11 protein-coding genes are annotated in these 17,033 nt (G+C 73.3%); 7 read left to right on the top strand and 4 right to left on the bottom strand.

Annotated features, from left to right (window positions below; all coding sequences use genetic code 11):
* Window positions 1-20 precede the first annotated feature (20 nt).
* Window positions 21-2,066: a hypothetical protein gene (locus tag NPS70_RS09835; protein WP_256523732.1), complete on the bottom strand. Its 2,046-nt coding sequence runs from the start codon at window positions 2,064-2,066 to the stop codon at window positions 21-23.
* Window positions 2,067-2,415: 349 nt separating this feature from the next.
* Between NPS70_RS09835 and NPS70_RS09840 the strand changes: the two genes are divergently transcribed.
* The 5 genes from NPS70_RS09840 (at window position 2,416) to aceE (ending at window position 11,148) form a co-directional block, all read left to right on the top strand.
* Complete coding sequence (locus NPS70_RS09840; protein WP_256523733.1) at window positions 2,416-3,927, top strand: leucyl aminopeptidase; 1,512 nt, start codon at window positions 2,416-2,418, stop codon at window positions 3,925-3,927.
* A 315-nt stretch (window positions 3,928-4,242) separates the two neighbouring features.
* On the top strand, window positions 4,243-5,631 hold the full coding sequence (lpdA, locus tag NPS70_RS09845; RefSeq protein WP_256523734.1) for a dihydrolipoyl dehydrogenase: 1,389 nt from the start codon (window positions 4,243-4,245) through the stop codon (window positions 5,629-5,631).
* Window positions 5,632-5,686: 55 nt separating this feature from the next.
* Window positions 5,687-7,414 (top strand): 2-oxoglutarate dehydrogenase, E2 component, dihydrolipoamide succinyltransferase, encoded by a 1,728-nt coding sequence (sucB, locus tag NPS70_RS09850; RefSeq protein WP_256523735.1) that lies wholly within the window; start codon window positions 5,687-5,689, stop codon window positions 7,412-7,414.
* A 137-nt stretch (window positions 7,415-7,551) separates the two neighbouring features.
* Window positions 7,552-8,175, top strand: coding sequence for a GntR family transcriptional regulator (locus NPS70_RS09855; protein ID WP_256523736.1), 624 nt, complete (start codon window positions 7,552-7,554; stop codon window positions 8,173-8,175).
* Between the two features lie 291 nt (window positions 8,176-8,466).
* A complete protein-coding gene (gene aceE / locus NPS70_RS09860) occupies window positions 8,467-11,148 on the top strand; it encodes a pyruvate dehydrogenase (acetyl-transferring), homodimeric type (protein WP_256523737.1) in 2,682 nt (893 codons plus the stop codon).
* A 79-nt stretch (window positions 11,149-11,227) separates the two neighbouring features.
* Here aceE and NPS70_RS09865 read toward each other — a convergent pair whose 3' ends face one another.
* The 3 genes from NPS70_RS09865 to NPS70_RS09875 all read right to left on the bottom strand — a co-directional run bounded on the left by NPS70_RS09865 (window position 11,228) and on the right by NPS70_RS09875 (window position 14,959).
* Entirely contained in the window at window positions 11,228-11,365 is a 138-nt protein-coding gene (locus NPS70_RS09865; protein WP_256523738.1) for a methionine/alanine import family NSS transporter small subunit, read from the bottom strand.
* Complete coding sequence (locus NPS70_RS09870) at window positions 11,365-12,897, bottom strand: sodium-dependent transporter (protein WP_256523739.1); 1,533 nt, start codon at window positions 12,895-12,897, stop codon at window positions 11,365-11,367. Before NPS70_RS09870 ends, NPS70_RS09865 begins: the two co-directional genes overlap by 1 nt.
* A 439-nt stretch (window positions 12,898-13,336) precedes the next feature.
* Entirely contained in the window at window positions 13,337-14,959 is a 1,623-nt protein-coding gene (locus tag NPS70_RS09875) for a protein kinase (RefSeq protein ID WP_256523740.1), read from the bottom strand.
* Window positions 14,960-15,143: 184 nt separating this feature from the next.
* On the opposite strand from NPS70_RS09875, the gene NPS70_RS09880 reads away from it, so the two are divergent.
* Entirely contained in the window at window positions 15,144-15,962 is an 819-nt protein-coding gene (locus NPS70_RS09880) for a MerR family transcriptional regulator (protein WP_256523741.1), read from the top strand.
* Window positions 15,963-16,033: 71 nt separating this feature from the next.
* Complete coding sequence (locus NPS70_RS09885; protein ID WP_256523742.1) at window positions 16,034-17,017, top strand: YafY family protein; 984 nt, start codon at window positions 16,034-16,036, stop codon at window positions 17,015-17,017.
* The last annotated feature ends 16 nt before the right edge of the window (window positions 17,018-17,033 follow it).

Raw genomic sequence — 17,033 nt, forward strand, 5'->3', positions numbered from 1 at the left:
GGCCTGTTGCCGCCGGTTGCTCAGGAGGACGGGAGCCGCAGGGTGATCGACGACTGGAGCAGGGCCGGCTCGGTCCACGCGGAGCGGGTGCCCGCGTAGGCCTCGCCGAAGCGCACGCTGCCCAGGAGCAGCTGCCTGCGGGTGCCCTCGGGTGCGGTGACGGGGACGGCGACGCCGCGCGGGGCCTTGACCGTCACCGTGTCCCCGATCCGGTAGGCCGTGACCCTGCCGTCGGCGAGCGCCTCCTCCCACGCGGCGCGGCGGGCGAACTCGGCGCCCACCTCCCGCTGACGCGGGTTGACCAGCGGGGTGTTGTCGGCGAAGAGGTCCCGGTGGCCGGCGAGGACGCGGTCCAGCACCGGGTAGAGCAGGCGCTCCTCGGCCAGGTTGGACTGGTGGACGTAGTGCGGGCGGGGGTCGTTGGAGACGACGTGGGAGAGCGCGGTGTGCGCCTCCTGGGGCACGATGTGCCCGGTGAAACCGGTGGCGGTGTCCAGGGGTTCGTCCAGGCAGGTGGAGGCCGCGTGGGTCTCGCAGATCCCGCTGCCTCCGTCGGCGGCGGAGGTGTAGATCCAGTTGTACTCGTCGGCCATCTCCGCGGCCGTTCCGACGTTGTAGTAGACGTTCACCGGGTGGCGCGGCACGGTCAGCGCCGAGCCGACCGGCCGCTGGGCGGGCTCGCGCGAGTTGTCGGAGGCGATCCACCGCACGCCGTTGTCGGCGAGGGCCGGCGCCAGGTGGGGGTTGTCCACGGGCTGCTGGGGCAGGGTCCTCAGCCCGGAGTGCTCACCGGTGACCAGTTCGGTACGGTCCACGGGCAGGCCGTGCCGCACCGCCCAGTCGTGGTTGTCGCGGATCTGGCCGGAGATCTCCTCCCGGCTCACCCAGCGGACCGCGCCCGAGGCGTCCCGCTCGCACTGCCAGGGGACCACCGAGACGTCCTGCACGCAGCCGAGGAAGGGGTGGGTGTAGGTGTGGTTGATCCAGCGGTACTCGTGGCGGTCGGCCAGCAGCCGGTCGGTGAGCGGGTCGCTGCCCCCGTGCTCGGCCTTCCAGTCCTCGCCGGCGCCCGCGTTGTGCACCATGTCGAGGGTGAAGCCGGAGGCGCGCTGCCAGTCGGCGGCGTACGCGGCGTCGGCCGCCGTCATGCGGATGTCGGGGACCTCCTGCCCGCCGCCGCCCGCGCAGTCGATGTCGCCGGGGGTGCAGTTGCGCTCGGTGTCCCAGCGGGCGTCCGCGGCGAAGACGTCGTCCACGTGCACGGAGAGGTAGTTGCGGCTCTGCCCGAGGTGGACGCCGCGGGTGAGCCAGTCGACGATGCCGCGGGCGAGGACCCGGAACTGCCGCTGGTGGCGGTTGTAGGCGAAGGTGACGACGAGTTCGCTGCGCCCGTCGTGGGTGTACTCGCCCATCAGGCTGGCCCGGCCCCCTTCCGGCAGGGGCATCTCCAGGAAGCTCGTGTAGCCCTCGCGGCCGCGGGCCGCGTAGCCGTAGCTCTCGCTCACGCCGGGGGCGACGTCCTCGAAGACGACCGTGCCGTCGAGGTAGCCGAAGGCCCCGCCGCGGCCCTGGGTGGTGACCTCGCTCGCGACGCCGTCGAGAACGCCGGCGTGGCCCCCGGAGTCGATGTAGTCCAGGCCGACGCCCGGGTGCGCCCAGGTGTAGGCGTCCACCTGGCGGATGCCGAAGGTCCGCTCGTAGGCGAAGAGGGCCGCGTTCTCCGCGGCACCGGTCTCGGAGTAGGCCCCGAAGGGGTCCTCGTCGGGGACGACGACGCCCTGGAAGCGTGCGCGCGGCCGCCCGTCGACGGTGTCGCTCAGGAACGCGGCGTCGACCCGGGGGCGGTCCGGGTCGTTCAGGTCGACGGTGCGGTAGGCGACTCCGGTGGCCTCCAGCTCCGACACGATCGCGTCGACCGTGCCGAGGCCGTCGTCCACGACCAGGACGGTCAGGTCGATCCGCGGCGTGGGCGCGGCCCCGGCCGCCGCAGGCAGTCCGGTCGCCAGCACGGCCGCGACCGCGGCGGTGGCGGCCAGCCGGCCCGTGCGTGATGTCCGCAGGGTCATGTTCCCCCCTTGTGCGTCCTCCCCAGGACGCTGTCGAACGCCCTCCACCCGCCCTGAGCAGGGCGGAGGACATGTGAAGACGGAGCGAAGGAGCGGTGAGGCCCCTGCCCGAACGCGCCGATTCTGGCTCAGATCAAGCCTTCTTCGTCTGAAAACGGCGAGAGACACCACGGACGAGTGAACGCCCGCCGCCGTGAGCGCAGGGCGCGACCCCGCGTAGGCTCTCCTGCGGCATGGCGGCGGGATCCGTCACCGTGCCACCTACCAGGGGTCTGTCTTCCGGCCCCGGGCCGCCTGCTGACGCAAGGCCCCGGAAGCCCGGAACTGAAGGAAGCGAGATTTCACCACCGTGACTGCTCTCACTCTCAGCACCGCAGGCGCAGCGACGCTGCGCGCCGACGCCGTCGTCGTCGGGGTCGCCAAGGGCGCGAAGGGGCCGGTCCTCGCACCGGGCGCCGAGGCGGTGGACCAGGCGTTCGACGGCAAGCTCGCCACGGTCCTGGAGACGCTCGGTGCGAGCGGGGGCGAGGGCGAGGTGACCAAGCTCCCGGCCCCGGACGGCCTGCGGGCGCCGGTCGTCCTGGCCGTCGGCCTCGGCCCGGAGCCCGAGGAGGGCGACGCCTACGGCACCGAGGCACTGCGCAGGGCGGCGGGTACGGCCGCCCGGGCGCTGAGCGGGTCCAGGAAGGCCGCCTTCGCACTGCCGATAGAGGAGGCCGAGGACGCCGCGGCCGTCGCCGAGGGCGCGCTGCTGGGCGCCTACGCCTTCACCGCCTACCAGGAGAACGGCAAGGGCGCGAAGAAGCCGCTGGCCGAGGTCGCCCTGCTGGGCGCCAAGCCGCGCGACAAGGCCTTCAAGGCCGCGGCCGAGCGGGCGCTCGCGCTCACCGAGGAGATCAACCGCGCCCGGGACCTGATCAACACCCCGCCGAACGACCTCACCCCCGAGGCCTTCGCGGCGATCGCCACCGCGGCCGGCAAGGAGCACGGCCTCAAGGTCCAGGTGCTCGACGAGAAGGCCCTGCTCAAGGGCGGCTTCGGCGGCATCCTGGGCGTGGGCCAGGGCTCGCAGAACCCGCCGCGCCTGGTCAAGCTCTCCTACACCCACGCCAAGGGCGCCAAGCACCTCGCGCTGGTCGGCAAGGGCATCACCTACGACTCGGGCGGCATCTCCCTGAAGCCGGCCGGCCACAACGAGACGATGAAGTGCGACATGAGCGGTGCCGCCGCGGTCTTCGCCGCGGTCGTCGCCGCCGCCCGCCTGGGCCTCGCGGTCAACGTCACCGGCTGGCTGGCGCTGGCGGAGAACATGCCGTCCGGCTCCGCCACCCGCCCCGGCGACGTGCTGCGCATGTACAGCGGCAAGACCGTGGAGGTCCTCAACACGGACGCCGAGGGCCGCCTGGTCCTCGCCGACGCGCTGACCAAGGCCTCGGAGGAGAAGCCGGACGCGATCGTGGACGTGGCCACCCTGACCGGTGCCATGGTGCTCGCCCTGGGCAACCGCACCTTCGGGATCATGGCCAACGACGACGACTACCGCGCCGCGCTCCACGAGACGGCCGAGGAGGCCGGCGAGGCGTCCTGGCCGATGCCGCTCCCCGCGGACCTGCGCAAGGGCATGGACTCCCCCACGGCCGACATCGCCAACATGGGAGAGCGGATGGGCGGCGGCCTGGTCGCCGGCCTCTTCCTGAAGGAGTTCGTGGGCGAGGGCATCACCTGGGCGCACCTGGACATCGCGGGCCCGGCCTACCACGAGGGCGCCCCCTACGGGTACACGCCCAAGGGCGGCACCGGTTCCTCGGTCCGGACGCTGGTGCGGCTGGCGGAGCGCACCGCGGCCGGTGACCTGGGCTGACGCTCCCGGCCCCGCAGGCACCGCACCCCGGCGGGCGCCGTTCCCCCCTCGCGGGAAGAACGGCGCCCGCCGGGGTGTTCCCCTCTGCGGGAGTCCGGGGTACGCGCGGGTAACCGGAGACGAGCGCAAGCTCACCGTCCCAAGCGGCGGCCCCGCGTCCCACCGTCGGCCGACAAGTGCGAAGATGGGTTCCCGGCAGGACAGGGCCCCCACCACAGGGCCGAAGACAAGCGGCCGCACACCAGCCGACCGGCCGGTCGTCCCCCGCAAGGGAAGGGGACCCGGCGAACGGCGCACATGCATGGAGGACGTGACGTGGCGAACGACGCCAGCACCGTTTTCGACCTAGTGATCCTCGGCGGCGGTAGCGGCGGTTACGCTGCGGCCCTCCGCGGAGCTCAGCTGGGCCTGGACGTCGCACTGATCGAGAAGAACAAGCTGGGCGGCACCTGCCTGCACAACGGCTGCATCCCCACCAAGGCCCTGCTGCACGCCGGTGAGATCGCCGACCAGGCCCGCGAGGCCGCGCAGTTCGGTGTGAAGACCTCCTTCGAGGGCATCGACATCGCGGGCGTCCACAAGTACAAGGACGACGTGATCTCGGGCCTGTACAAGGGCCTGCAGGGCCTGGTCGCCTCCCGCAAGGTGACCTACATCGAGGGTGAGGGCCGGCTGTCCTCGCCGACCTCCGTCGACGTGAACGGCCAGCGCGTCCAGGGCCGCCACGTCCTGCTGGCGACCGGCTCCGTGCCGAAGTCGCTGCCGGGGCTGGAGATCGACGGCAACCGCGTCATCTCCTCCGACCACGCCCTGACCCTGGACCGCGTCCCGCAGTCCGCGATCATCCTCGGCGGCGGCGTGATCGGCGTCGAGTTCGCCTCGGCGTGGAAGTCCTTCGGCACCGAGGTCACGGTCATCGAGGGCCTGAAGCACCTGGTCCCGGTCGAGGACGAGAACAGCTCGAAGCTCCTGGAGCGCGCGTTCCGCAAGCGGGGCATCAAGTTCAACCTCGGCACCTTCTTCGAGAAGGCCGAGTACACCGAGAACGGCGTGCGGGTCACCCTGGCCGACGGCAAGACCTTCGAGGCCGAGGTGCTGCTGGTCGCCATCGGCCGCGGTCCGGTCTCGCAGGGCCTGGGCTACGAGGAGCAGGGCGTCGCCATGGACCGCGGCTACGTCCTGGTCGACGAGTACATGCGCACCAACGTCCCCACGATCTCCGCGGTGGGCGACCTGGTCCCCACGCTCCAGCTCGCCCACGTCGGCTTCGCCGAGGGCATCCTGGTGGCGGAGCGCCTGGCCGGCCTCAAGCCCGTGCCGATCGACTACGACGGCGTGCCCCGGGTGACGTACTGCCACCCGGAGGTCGCCTCCGTCGGCATCACCGAGGCCAAGGCCAAGGAGGTCTACGGTGCGGACAAGGTCGTCGCCCTGAAGTACAACCTCGCGGGCAACGGCAAGAGCAAGATCCTCAAGACCGCCGGCGAGATCAAGCTGGTGCAGGTCAAGGACGGTGCCGTCGTCGGCGTCCACATGGTCGGTGACCGTATGGGCGAGCAGGTCGGCGAGGCGCAGCTGATCTACAACTGGGAGGCCCTGCCCGCCGAGGTCGCGCAGCTCGTCCACGCGCACCCGACGCAGAACGAGGCCCTCGGCGAGGCCCACCTGGCCCTCGCCGGCAAGCCGCTGCACTCCCACGACTAGTCGGTCACGGGCGCGACAGACCACCACCGCACTTCTGTTAGGAGCAACTGGAACCATGGCGGTTTCCGTAACCCTTCCGGCGCTCGGCGAGAGCGTCACCGAGGGCACTGTCACCCGCTGGCTGAAGGCCGAGGGCGAGCGCGTCGAGGCCGACGAGCCGCTGCTGGAGGTGTCGACCGACAAGGTCGACACCGAGATCCCCGCCCCCGCGTCCGGCGTGCTTGCGTCGATCAAGGTCGCCGAGGACGAGACGGTCGAGGTCGGCGCCGAGCTGGCGGTCATCGACGACGGCAGCGGCGCCCCCGCCGCCGCCCCGGCCCCGGCCGCCGCCGAGGCCCCCGCCCCCGAGGCCCCGCAGGCCGCCCCGGCGCCCGCAGCCGAGGCCCCGCAGGCCGCTCCGGCCGAGGCCCCGGCCGCCGGCGGTTCGGCCGAGGGCACCGACGTGGTCCTCCCGGCGCTCGGCGAGAGCGTCACCGAGGGCACCGTCACCCGCTGGCTGAAGGAGGTCGGCGAGGAGGTCTCGGAGGACGAGCCCCTGCTGGAGGTGTCCACCGACAAGGTCGACACCGAGATCCCCGCCCCCACCTCCGGCGTGCTGCTGGAGATCGTGGTCGGCGAGGACGAGACGGCCGAGGTCGGCGCCAAGCTGGCCGTGATCGGCGCGAAGGGCGCGGCCCCGGCCGCCGCCCCGGCGGCACCGGCGGCACCGGCGGCACCGGCTCCGGCTCCCGAGCCGGCACCGGCACCCGCGCCTGCCGCGGCCCCCGCCCCCGCGGCACCGGCGGCACCGGCACCGGCCCCCGCTCCGGCCGCCCAGGCGCCCGCACCTGCCGCGGCCCCCGCGCCCACGGGTGCCCCGGCGAGCGACGCCTACGTCACCCCGCTGGTGCGCAAGCTGGCCGCGGAGAACGGCGTGGACCTCGGTGCGGTCAAGGGCACCGGCGTCGGCGGCCGCATCCGCAAGCAGGACGTCATCGCCGCCGCGGAGGCCGCCAAGGCCCCGGCACCGGCCCCCGCCGCCGCCCCCGCGGCGTCGAAGGCGCCGTCGCTGGAGGCGTCCCCGCTGCGCGGCCAGACGGTGAAGATGACCCGCATGCGCAAGGTCATCGGCGACAACATGATGAAGGCCCTGCACGGCCAGGCGCAGCTGTCCTCGGTCGTCGAGGTCGACATCACCAAGCTGATGAAGCTGCGCGAGCAGGCCAAGGCCGGCTTCGCCGCCCGCGAGGGCGTCAAGCTGTCCCCGATGCCGTTCTTCGTCAAGGCGGCGGCCCAGGCGCTGAAGGCCCACCCGGTCATCAACGCCCGGATCAACGAGGACGAGGGCACCATCACGTACTTCGACTCGGAGAACGTCGGCATCGCCGTCGACTCCGAGAAGGGTCTGATGACCCCGGTCATCAAGGGTGCGGGCGACCTGAACATCGCCGGCATCGCCAAGGCCACCGCCGAGCTGGCGGGCAAGGTCCGGGAGAGCAGGATCACCCCGGACGAGCTCTCCGGTGCGACCTTCACCATCAGCAACACCGGTTCGCGCGGCGCGCTGTTCGACACGATCATCGTTCCGCCGAACCAGGTCGCGATCCTGGGCATCGGCGCCACGGTGAAGCGCCCGGCGGTCATCGAGACCGCCGAGGGCACCGTGATCGGCGTGCGCGACATGACCTACCTGACCCTCTCCTACGACCACCGCCTGGTGGACGGCGCCGACGCCGCCCGCTACCTGTCGGCGGTCAAGGCGATCCTGGAGGCGGGCGAGTTCGAGGTCGAGCTGGGTCTCTGAGGGGCCCGGCTGTAACCAGCCTCACCTGCGGCGCCCCCGCACGGGAGTACATCCCGGCGGGGGCGCCGCCGTATTGTCTAAGGGCCAGCGCGTTGTCTCAGGGCCGGCGCGGTCAACGCGGCCTGAAGGAGCCCTTCATGACCATCCCCGTCGTCCACTCGCTCCGCGACCAGATCCGCGAGCACATCGTGGAGGGGATCGTCAGCGGCCGCTGGAAGCCCGGGGAACGCATCGTGGAGCGCCGCATCGCCACCGAGCTGGAGGTCTCCCAGACGCCGGTGCGCGAGGCCCTGCGCGAGCTGGAGTCGCTGCGGCTCATCGAGTCGGCCCCGAACAAGGGGGTGCGGGTGCGCAACCTGACGGCGGCGGACCTGGAGGAGAGCTATCCCGTCCGGGCGGGCCTGGAGCAGATCGCGGCGGAGCTGGCGGCGGACCGGCTGGCGGACGACTGCTCGGCCCTGGAGCCCCATGTGGCGGCCCTCTACGAGGCCGACCGGCTCGCCGACGGGACGGGGCAGGTGAGGCACACCGTGGCCTTCCACCGGGAGCTGGTCAAGGCGGCCGGGAACGGCGTGCTGCTGCACACCTGGGAGGGGCTGGGCATCGAGGTGTTCACCGCGCTGTCCATCAGGTGGCTGGGCACCGTGCAGAAGTCCTATGCGGAGGAGCACCAGGACCTGGTGGAGGCGTTCCGGCGGAGGGACCCGGAGATCGGCTCCCTGGTCAAGGCCCACGTGCTCGGCTGCGCCCCCCGCGCCTGAGGGGCCGCGGCCGCTTCAGGCGGGATCCCGGGCCTCCCGGCCCCTGGTCCGAGGTCCCGCTCCGATGGCGCCCCGGGCGCTCGAACGCGCAGGTCAGCGCCCGTTACACCCGATTTGCGGCGGCACAGCGTGCCCATTTTTGCGGCACTCGATGCCAATTTCAGCCCAGGCTTTGATCGATCATCGATCAGCGTCTTACAGTCTTCGGCGGGTCCACCGACCCGTTCGCCCTGTCCTGCCAGACACGGCACCCCCTTTCTCCACCCCCCTCCTGTCCGGAAGGCGGCGATCATGACCGACCCCGTAGGCATGCCTCCGAGCGAGCTCGACCAGCTCCCGGACCGCGACGCCGAGGAGACCGCCGAGTGGGCGGCGTCCCTCGACGCCGTCGCGGAGCACGCCGGCTCCCACCGCGCCGCGTACCTGATGCGCCGCACGCTCCAGCACGCCGAGAAGGCGGGCGTGGCCCTGCCCCGCCTGCTGGAGACGGACTACGTCAACACCATCCCGACCTCCGCGGAGCCCGCCCCCGACGGCGACGAGGAGCTGGAGGCCCGCATCACGGCGTGGAACCGCTGGAACGCGGCCGCCATGGTGACCCGTGGATCCCGGTTCGGCGTCGGCGGCCACATCGCCACCTTCGCCTCCGCCGCCTGGCTCTACGAGACCGGCTTCAACCACTTCTTCCGCGGCAAGGAGGGGGACGGCAGCGGCGACCAGCTCTACATCCAGGGCCACGCCTCCCCCGGCATCTACGCCCGCGCCTTCCTCGACGGGCGCCTCACCGAGGCGCACCTGGACAACTTCCGCCAGGAGGCGGGGGGCGCCGGACTGCCCTCCTACCCGCACCCGCGGCGGCTGCCCTGGCTGTGGGAGTTCCCCACCGTCTCCATGGGCCTGGGCCCGCTCTCGGCGATCTACCAGGCCCGGTTCAACCGCTACCTCGCCGGCCGGGGCATCAAGGACACCTCGGGCTCCCATGTCTGGGCCTTCCTCGGCGACGGCGAGATGGACGAGCCCGAGTCGACCGCGGCGCTGGCCCTCGCCGCCCGCGAGCGCCTGGACAACCTGACCTTCGTGGTCAACTGCAACCTCCAGCGCCTCGACGGCCCGGTCCGCGCCAACTTCAAGATCGTGCAGGAGCTGGAGGCCCAGTTCCGCGGCGCGGGGTGGAACGTCGTCAAGACCCTCTGGGGCAACGCCTGGGACGAGCTCTTCCGGCTCGACACCACCGGCGCGCTGGTCCGCCGGCTCCGCGAGGTCCCGGACGCCCAGTTCCAGACCTACGCCACCCGCGACGCCTCCTACATCCGCGAGCACTTCTTCGGTGCCGAGCCGGCTCTCGCCGAGCTGGCGAAGCTGCTCACGGACGCCAAGATCTCCGAGTGCTTCCACACCTCCCGCGGCGGCCACGAGGCCCGCAAGGTGTACGCGGCGTACCAGGCGGCCCTCTCCCACAAGGGCGCGCCGACCGTGATCCTCGCCCAGACGGTGAAGGGCTTCACGCTGGGCAAGGGCTTCGAGTCCAAGAACGCCAACCACCAGATGAAGAAGCTGACGCTCGACGAGTTCAAGGGCATGCGCGACCTGCTCGGGCTCCCGATCCCCGACAGCGCCTTCGCCGACGGCCTGGTCCCCTACGGCCACCCGGGTGCCGACTCCCCCGAGGTGCGCTACCTCGCCGAGCGCCGCGCCGCCCTCGGCGGCCCCGCACCGGCCCGCCGCGTGCACCCGGTCCCCGCCCTGCCCGAGCCCTCCGAGCGCGCCTTCGCCGCGCTGAAGAAGGGCTCCGGGAAGCAGGAGATGGCCACCACCATGGCGTTCGTCCGCCTGGTGAAGGACCTCATGCGGGACAAGGAGACCGGCCGGCGCTGGGTGCCCATCGTCCCGGACGAGGCCCGCACCTTCGGCATGGAGTCCCTGTTCCCCTCCGCGGGCATCTACTCGCCGCTGGGCCAGACGTACGAGCCGGTCGACCGCGACCAGCTGATGTACTACAAGGAGGCCACCGACGGCCAGATCCTCAACGAGGGGATCACCGAGGCCGGCGCCATGGCCGACTTCATCGCCGCCGCCACGTCCTACGCGACGCACGGCGAGACGATGATCCCCTTCTACATCTTCTACTCGATGTTCGGCTGGCAGCGGACCGGCGACCAGATGTGGCAGCTCGCCGACCAGCTGGGCAAGGGCTTCATCGTCGGTGCCACCGCGGGCAGGACCACGCTCACCGGCGAGGGCCTCCAGCACGCCGACGGCCACTCCCACCTGATCGCGGCCACCAACCCGGCCTCGCTCAACTACGACCCGGCCTTCGCCTACGAGATCGCCGTGATCGTCAAGGACGGCCTGCGCCGGATGTACGGGGAGGCAGCCCCCGGCGAGGACCCGAACGTCTTCTACTACCTGACGGTCTACAACGAGCCGAAGCCGCAGCCCGCCATGCCGGAGGGCGTCGAGGAGGGCATCGTCAAGGGCCTGTACCGGTTCAGGGAGGGGTCCGCGGGCGAGGACGCGCCGCGCCTGCAGCTGCTCGCCTCGGGCACCGCGATCCACTGGGCCCTGGAGGCGCAGGAGCTGCTCGCGGAGGACTGGAACGTGGCCGCCGACGTCTGGTCCGCCACCTCCTGGGGCGAGCTGCGCCGCGACGCGCTGGAGGCGGACGAGGCCCTGCTCCGCGGCGAGCAGCGCACCCCGTACGTGACCCGGGCGCTGGAAGGCGCCCCGGGCCCGGTCCTCGCGGTCTCCGACTGGATGCGGCAGGTGCCCGACCAGATCAGCCAGTGGGTGGAGCAGGACTGGTCCTCGCTCGGCACGGACGGCTTCGGCCTCTCCGACACCCGTGAGGCAGCGCGCCGCCACTTCGGTGTCGACGCCCGGTCGATCGCCGTCGCGGCGCTGGCGCAGCTCGCCCGGCGCGGCGAGGTTCCCGCCTCCGCGGTGAAGGAGGCGCGCGAGCGCTACGGCCTGTAGAGGCGTGACGGGTCCGGGGCCCGGTGGACCGCCGTACGGCGGTCCACCGGGCCCCGGACCCGTGTGCGGCCGAGGCCGCTCACTCCGCCCGGTGCACGCCGGGCGGCATGGGCTCCGTCTCCTGGGGGTGGCTGCGCAGGCGCAGGATCGCGGCGATCAGCCCGCCCCAGACGATGACGATGGCGACGATCATCATGACGATGGCACTGGCGGACATCAGACGTCCTTCCGGTCGGCGGGGGCTTCCATGTCGAGGTCGATGTCCTCACCGCCGGCCGGCCAGGGCATCAGGGTGAGGATCACGCCGACCAGCAGCGCGCCGATGGCGACGCTCCATCCCGCGGAGAGCAGGAACCCGGTCGAGTAGCCCTCGTAGTTCTCTTCGAACTCCGCCCGGAGGCTGTCGACCATCATCCAGCCGAGCACCAGCGGGGTGATGACGCCGAGGCAGATCCGCCACCAGTGGCCGAGCCGGATGGCGGAGGTGGCGTCGGCGTTCTGCTGGAGGGCGGGCAGCTGCCGCAGCACCCAGGCGATGACGACCAGCGCGACCAGCGAGGCCAGGGCGATGCCGTACTGGTTGATGAAGTGGTCGGAGGCGTCGAGCAGGAAGATCCCGGACTCCGTGGGGAAGAACAGGATCGACACCAGCGCGACGAGGCCGCCGACGCCGAACACGGCCGGCATCCGGCGCATCCCGGTGCGGTCCTGCACGGCCGAGACGACCACCTGCACGATGGAGATCAGCGAGGAGAGGCCCGCGATCACCAGCGAGCAGAAGAACAGCACGCCGAACAGGCCGCCGAGCGGCATCTCGGAGATGACGGCCGGGAAGGCGACGAAGGCCAGGCCGATACCCGCGCCCGCGACCTCGTCGACCCCGACCCCGGCGGCGGTGGCCAGGTAGCCGAGGGTGGCGAAGACGCCGATGCCGGCAAGGATCTCGAAGGAGCTGTTGGCGAAGCCCGCCACCATCGCGGAGCCGGTCAGGTCGGCCCGGCGCCCCAGGTAGGAGGCGTAGGTGACCATGATGCCGAAGCCGATCGAGAGCGAGAAGAAGATCTGGCCGTAGGCGGCGACCCAGACGCTGCCGTTGCCGAGTTCGGACCAGTCGGGCGAGAAGAGGGCGTCCAGTCCGGCCGCCGCGCCGTCGAGCGTGAGCGACCGGATCACCAGGGCGACGAACAGCACCGCCAGCAGGGGGATGAAGAGCTTGTTGGCGCGCTCGATGCCGCGCCGGACACCGAAGGCCAGGATGACCAGCACGACGATCCAGACGGCGATCAGCGGCCACACGATGCCGGGAACGTAGCCGTCCATGAAGCCGGGGGTGTCCGGCGCCCGCAGGAAGTCGGCGAAGAGGAAGGCCTCGGGGTCGTCGCCCCACTGCTGCCCGAAGGAGAAGCCGACGTAGCGGACGGCCCAGGCGATGATGACGGCGTAGTAGGTGGCGATCACGAAGGAGATCACCACCTGCCACCAGCCGATGGCCTCGACGGGTCGCGACATCCGCCGCAGGGCCGCGGGGGGCGACATGCGGTACTTCCGCCCGATGCTGTACTCCATGATCAGCAGCGGGATGCCCGCGGTCAGCAGGGCGACGAGGTAGGGCAGCAGGAAGGCCCCTCCGCCGTTGCCGTAGGCGATGGCGGGGAAGCGCCAGATGTTGCCGAGCCCGACGGCGGAGCCGATGGCCGCCAACAGGAAGCCCGTGCGGGTGGCCCATTGCTCGCGAGGCTGGTCCGTCATGGTGCGCGCCCTTCCGTGTGCTCGTCGCGTCGCCGTGTGCCCGGGGCCCGCGCCGACCGGGGCACCGCCGTCGGCACCGGGCCCCGTCGTCCGGGCGCGCGGTAGCGGACCGCGACGGTCCGCCCACTGCACGTTAGCGCCGAACGCCCTCTTCGGCCCGGTGGCGGGGCGCCCGGGCAACCCGCGGTACGGCGAACGGGTGAGCGGCCCCGGCGCCCGCGGGACGTGCCGGGCACGGGGCGAGGGGCGGGAGGGGCCCGCGGGGCGGACCGGCCTCCCCCGGGCCCTCCCGTACGACCCGGCGGATCGGCGTGCGGCGTCGCATGCGGTGCACCGCACGGCGGGGGCATCCCCGGACGGGACGTACGGGGACGGCTCCGGCAACGCGGCGCGTGCGCGTGCGGGCGTCGCACGCCACGCGGGATCTGTCAGGCCCGGCCTACGGGGCGGGGGCCCGGCCGAGCCCGGACTGCTGCCCGGAGCCGTGCGCGACGGCCTCGGCCAGCCGGGCGGCCTCGGCGAGCACGTCCTGCAGCGAGGTCAGGCGCCCGAGCACCTCCGCGTGCCCCGCCCGGAGGTCGTCCGCGTCCGCGGCCGAGCCGGCCGCGAGCACGCCGGCGATCCTGGACCGGGCCCTGGCGAGCGAGGCCGCCGCGCGCTCGGCCTCGGCGCGCACCGCGTCGAGGCGCCGGGCGGCCTCCTTCTCGGCGGCCGCCACCCGCTCCCGGGCGTCGGACACCATCTCGCGGGCCCGCTCCTCCGCCTCCTTGCGGCGGCGCTCGGCGTCGCGCTTCACCTGCTCGGCGCGGTTCTCCACCCCGCTCAGCCGGGTGCGGGCCTGCGCCTCGAGGTCCTCGATCTCGCGTTCCTTCCGGGCCCGGCGCCTGGCCAGGCGGTCCTCCAGGCCGCCGAGGGCCAGAGTGGCACGCTCCTCTTCCCGGGCGGAGACCACGGCAGCCTCCTCCCGGGCGCGGCGGCGGATCTCACCGCCCTCGGCACGGGCCGCGGCCAGCACCCGCTCGGACTCCTTCCTGCGCTCCTCCGCGTCGCGCAGCGACGCCTGGTAGATCTCCTGCGCGCCCGCGAGCCGGGCATCCACCTCGGCGAGCCGGGCGTCGACGCCCGCCAGCCGCTCCCGCGCCGCGGCGAGGCGGGACTCGGCCTCCCGCGCCGAGGCGTCCGCGGGGGGCGTGCGGGCGGGGGGCGCCTGACCGTCGGCGGACAGCTCCCGCAGCCGCGCCAGGACCTCGGCCGCGGACTGGGGCCGCTGCCCCGGCGCGACGGCGAGCAGGTGCATGATCAGGGCGTCGAGCCCGGCCGGGATCGCGGGGACGTGCTCGCGGGGCCGGGCCACCTGCCCCTCCTCCAGCCGGACCAGCAGCGCGCCCACGTGGTCCACGACGATGGGCGGCCCCCCGGTGACCATGAAGTAGAGCAGGCAGCCCAGGGCGTAGAGGTCGGAGCGGTGGTCGACGTCGGTGCGGCCGTGCGCCTGCTCCGGCGACATCCAGTGCAGGGTGCCGATGGGCGCTCCGGTGGCGGTCAGCCGCCCGGAGCGGTCGGTGGCGCCGACGAACTTGGCGATCCCGAAGTCCAGCAGCCTGACGTCGCCGTCGGCCGCGAACATCACGTTCTGCGGCTTGAGGTCGCGGTGGACGATGTGCTGCCGGTGCGCCGCGTCGAGCGCCGAGGCCACCTGAGCCGCCCAGTCGGCCGCGGTGCGCCAGTCGGGCCGCCGCCGCCGGACCGCGTCGGCGAGGGTCGGGCCGTGCAGGAGCTCCATCACCATGTACAGCCTGCGCTCGTCCTCCACGAGGGCCTCGCCCCAGTCGTGGGCGGTCACGGTGTGCCGGCCGGGGAGGCGCGCGGCCGCCTGGACCTCGCGCCGGAAACGGCGGCGGAGCTCGTCCGAGCCGGCCTCGTCCCTCGGCCTGCCGTAGAGGAGCTTCACCGCGACCTGGCGCTCCATCCTCACGTCGCGGGCGACCCAGACCTCGCCCATGCCACCGCGACCCAGCCGCTGGAGAAGCTCGTACCGGCCGTCGAGGATCTCCCCCTGCATCCCGCGTCCCCCTCCCGTGAAACGACTGCTCCCAAGTATGCCGTTCACCTGCGCCTTGCGTGTTCGCGCGGTCACGCTCGGCTCCCCCGGGCGGGGCTCGGACCGGGGGCGGAGGGCGGACCCGGCACGGGCCCGGTGGATGCTTGACCCTCACACCGTGTGAAGCCGTGCACTGGGAGACGTCATGTTCACCATCGGAGACTTCGCCCGGCACGGCCGCGTATCGGCCCGGATGCTGCGGCACTACGACGCCGTGGGGCTGCTGCGCCCCGAGCGCACCGACCCCTTCACCGGCTACCGCTACTACACCGCCGCCCAACTCGCCCGCCTCAACCGGCTCGTCGCACTCAAGGACCTCGGCTTCACCCTTCAGCAGGTGAAGCAGATCCTGGACGACGACGTGTCCACGGAGGAGCTGCGCGGGATGCTGGCGCTGCGGCGGGCGGAGCTGGAGGAGGCGATGGCCGCGGCGGCGGCCCGGCTGGCCCAGGTCGAGGCGAGGCTCCGGTCCATCGAGAGCGAGGGACGCATGTCCGGTCAGGACGTCGTCGTCAAGAACATCCCCGCGGTACGGGTGGCCGAGCTGTCGGCGACCGCACCCGGATACTCCCCGGAGCACATCGGCCCGGTGATCGGCCCGCTGTACGAGGAGCTGTACCGGCGCCTCGCCGCGGCCGGGATCACCCCGACCGGCCCGGGGGTGGCCCGCTACGAGGACGCCCCGGAGGGCGGCGGCGCGGTACGGGTGCGCGCCGGGTGCCAGGTCGCGGCCGGCACGCCGTCCGGCGACGGCTTCGAGGTGCTGGAGGTGCCGCCCGTGGAGCGCGCCGCGACGGCGGTGCACCGCGGGTCGATGGACACGGTCCTCGCCACCGAGCAGGAACTCGCCCGGTGGGCGGAGGCGGGCGGGCACCGGACCGCCGGCTACGCCCGCGAGGTGTACCTGGAGTGCCCGCCGGACCGGGAGGGGTGGGTGACCGAGATCCAGCAGCCGCTGGCCTGAGCGCGGCGCCCCGGCCGGGTGCGGGCGGACCCCCCGCCGCGCCCCGCCGGGGGGTGCGCCACGATGAGGGCATGCGCGCTGCCCGCCTGATCAAGATGGTGCTGCTGCTCCAGTCGAGGCCCGTGATGACGGGTGCGGAGCTGGCACGGGAGCTGGAGGTGTCCGAGAGGACGGTGGCCCGGGACGCCCTCGCGCTGTCGGAGGCGGGGATCCCCGTCTACGCGGACCGGGGACGTGCCGGGGGCTACCGCCTCGTCGGTGGGTACCGCACCCGGCTGACGGGTCTGGCCCCCGACGAGGCCGGGGCGCTGTTCCTGTCCGGACTGCCGGAGGCCCTGCGCGAGCTGGGCCTGGCGGACGCCGCCTCGACCGCGCGGTTGAAGGTCGAGGCGGCGCTGCCGCCCGCGGCGGGCGACGCGGCCGGTTCGGCGGCGCGGCGCTTCCACCTGGACGCACCGGGCTGGTACCACGCGCCGGCCACGCCCGGGTTGCTGCGCCCGATCGCCGAGGCGGTGTGGGGCGACCGCAGCCTGCTGGCCCGCTACCGCCGCCGGGGGACCGAGGTCGAGCGGCTGCTGGACCCCCACGGCCTGGTGCTGAAGGCGGGCGTCTGGTACCTGTGCGCCCGCACCGAAGGGGTGTTCCGGGTCTACCGGGTGGACCGCTTCACGGCGGTGGGGCCGGCTCCGGCGGACCGGGTCGGCGGGGCGTCCTTCCGGCGGGACACGGGCTTCGACCTGCCGTCGTTCTGGGCCGAGCGGTCGGCCGAGTTCGCCCGCTCCCTGCTGCGCGCCGAGGTGGTGGTGCGCCTCTCGCCCGCCGGTGCGCGGCGGCTGCCCTCGGTGGTGGACCGCCGGGCGGCCGAGGAGGCGCTGGCCGCGGCCGGGGATCCGGACGCCGGTGGGTGGCTGACGCTCACGCTGCCGGTGGAGTCCGCGGAGGTGGCCTACGACCAGTTGCTCCGCCTCGGGCCCGAGGCGGAGGTGGTGGCCCCGGCGCAGCTGAGGGAGCGCTTCGCCCGGGCGGCCGAGGGACTGCGCCGGCTCTACGGCTGAGGCGCCCGGGACGCGC

Source organism: Streptomyces sp. C10-9-1, assembly GCF_024497955.1.
In the GTDB taxonomy this organism is placed as follows: Bacteria; Actinomycetota; Actinomycetes; order Streptomycetales; family Streptomycetaceae; genus Streptomyces; species Streptomyces sanyensis.

Excerpts from the sequence above, each read along its gene's own strand:
- NPS70_RS09870 (WP_256523739.1), bottom strand. The coding sequence starts at position 12,897 with ATGACGGACCAGCCTCGCGAGCAATGGGCCACCCGCACGGGCTTCCTG.
- NPS70_RS09880 (WP_256523741.1), top strand. The coding sequence starts at position 15,144 with ATGTTCACCATCGGAGACTTCGCCCGGCACGGCCGCGTATCGGCCCGG.
- NPS70_RS09885 (WP_256523742.1), top strand. The coding sequence starts at position 16,034 with ATGCGCGCTGCCCGCCTGATCAAGATGGTGCTGCTGCTCCAGTCGAGG.
- NPS70_RS09835 (WP_256523732.1), bottom strand. The coding sequence starts at position 2,066 with ATGACCCTGCGGACATCACGCACGGGCCGGCTGGCCGCCACCGCCGCG.
- NPS70_RS09855 (WP_256523736.1), top strand. The coding sequence starts at position 7,552 with ATGACCATCCCCGTCGTCCACTCGCTCCGCGACCAGATCCGCGAGCAC.
- NPS70_RS09875 (WP_256523740.1), bottom strand. The coding sequence starts at position 14,959 with ATGCAGGGGGAGATCCTCGACGGCCGGTACGAGCTTCTCCAGCGGCTG.
- NPS70_RS09865 (WP_256523738.1), bottom strand. The coding sequence starts at position 11,365 with ATGTCCGCCAGTGCCATCGTCATGATGATCGTCGCCATCGTCATCGTC.
- sucB (WP_256523735.1), top strand. The coding sequence starts at position 5,687 with ATGGCGGTTTCCGTAACCCTTCCGGCGCTCGGCGAGAGCGTCACCGAG.
- aceE (WP_256523737.1), top strand. The coding sequence starts at position 8,467 with ATGACCGACCCCGTAGGCATGCCTCCGAGCGAGCTCGACCAGCTCCCG.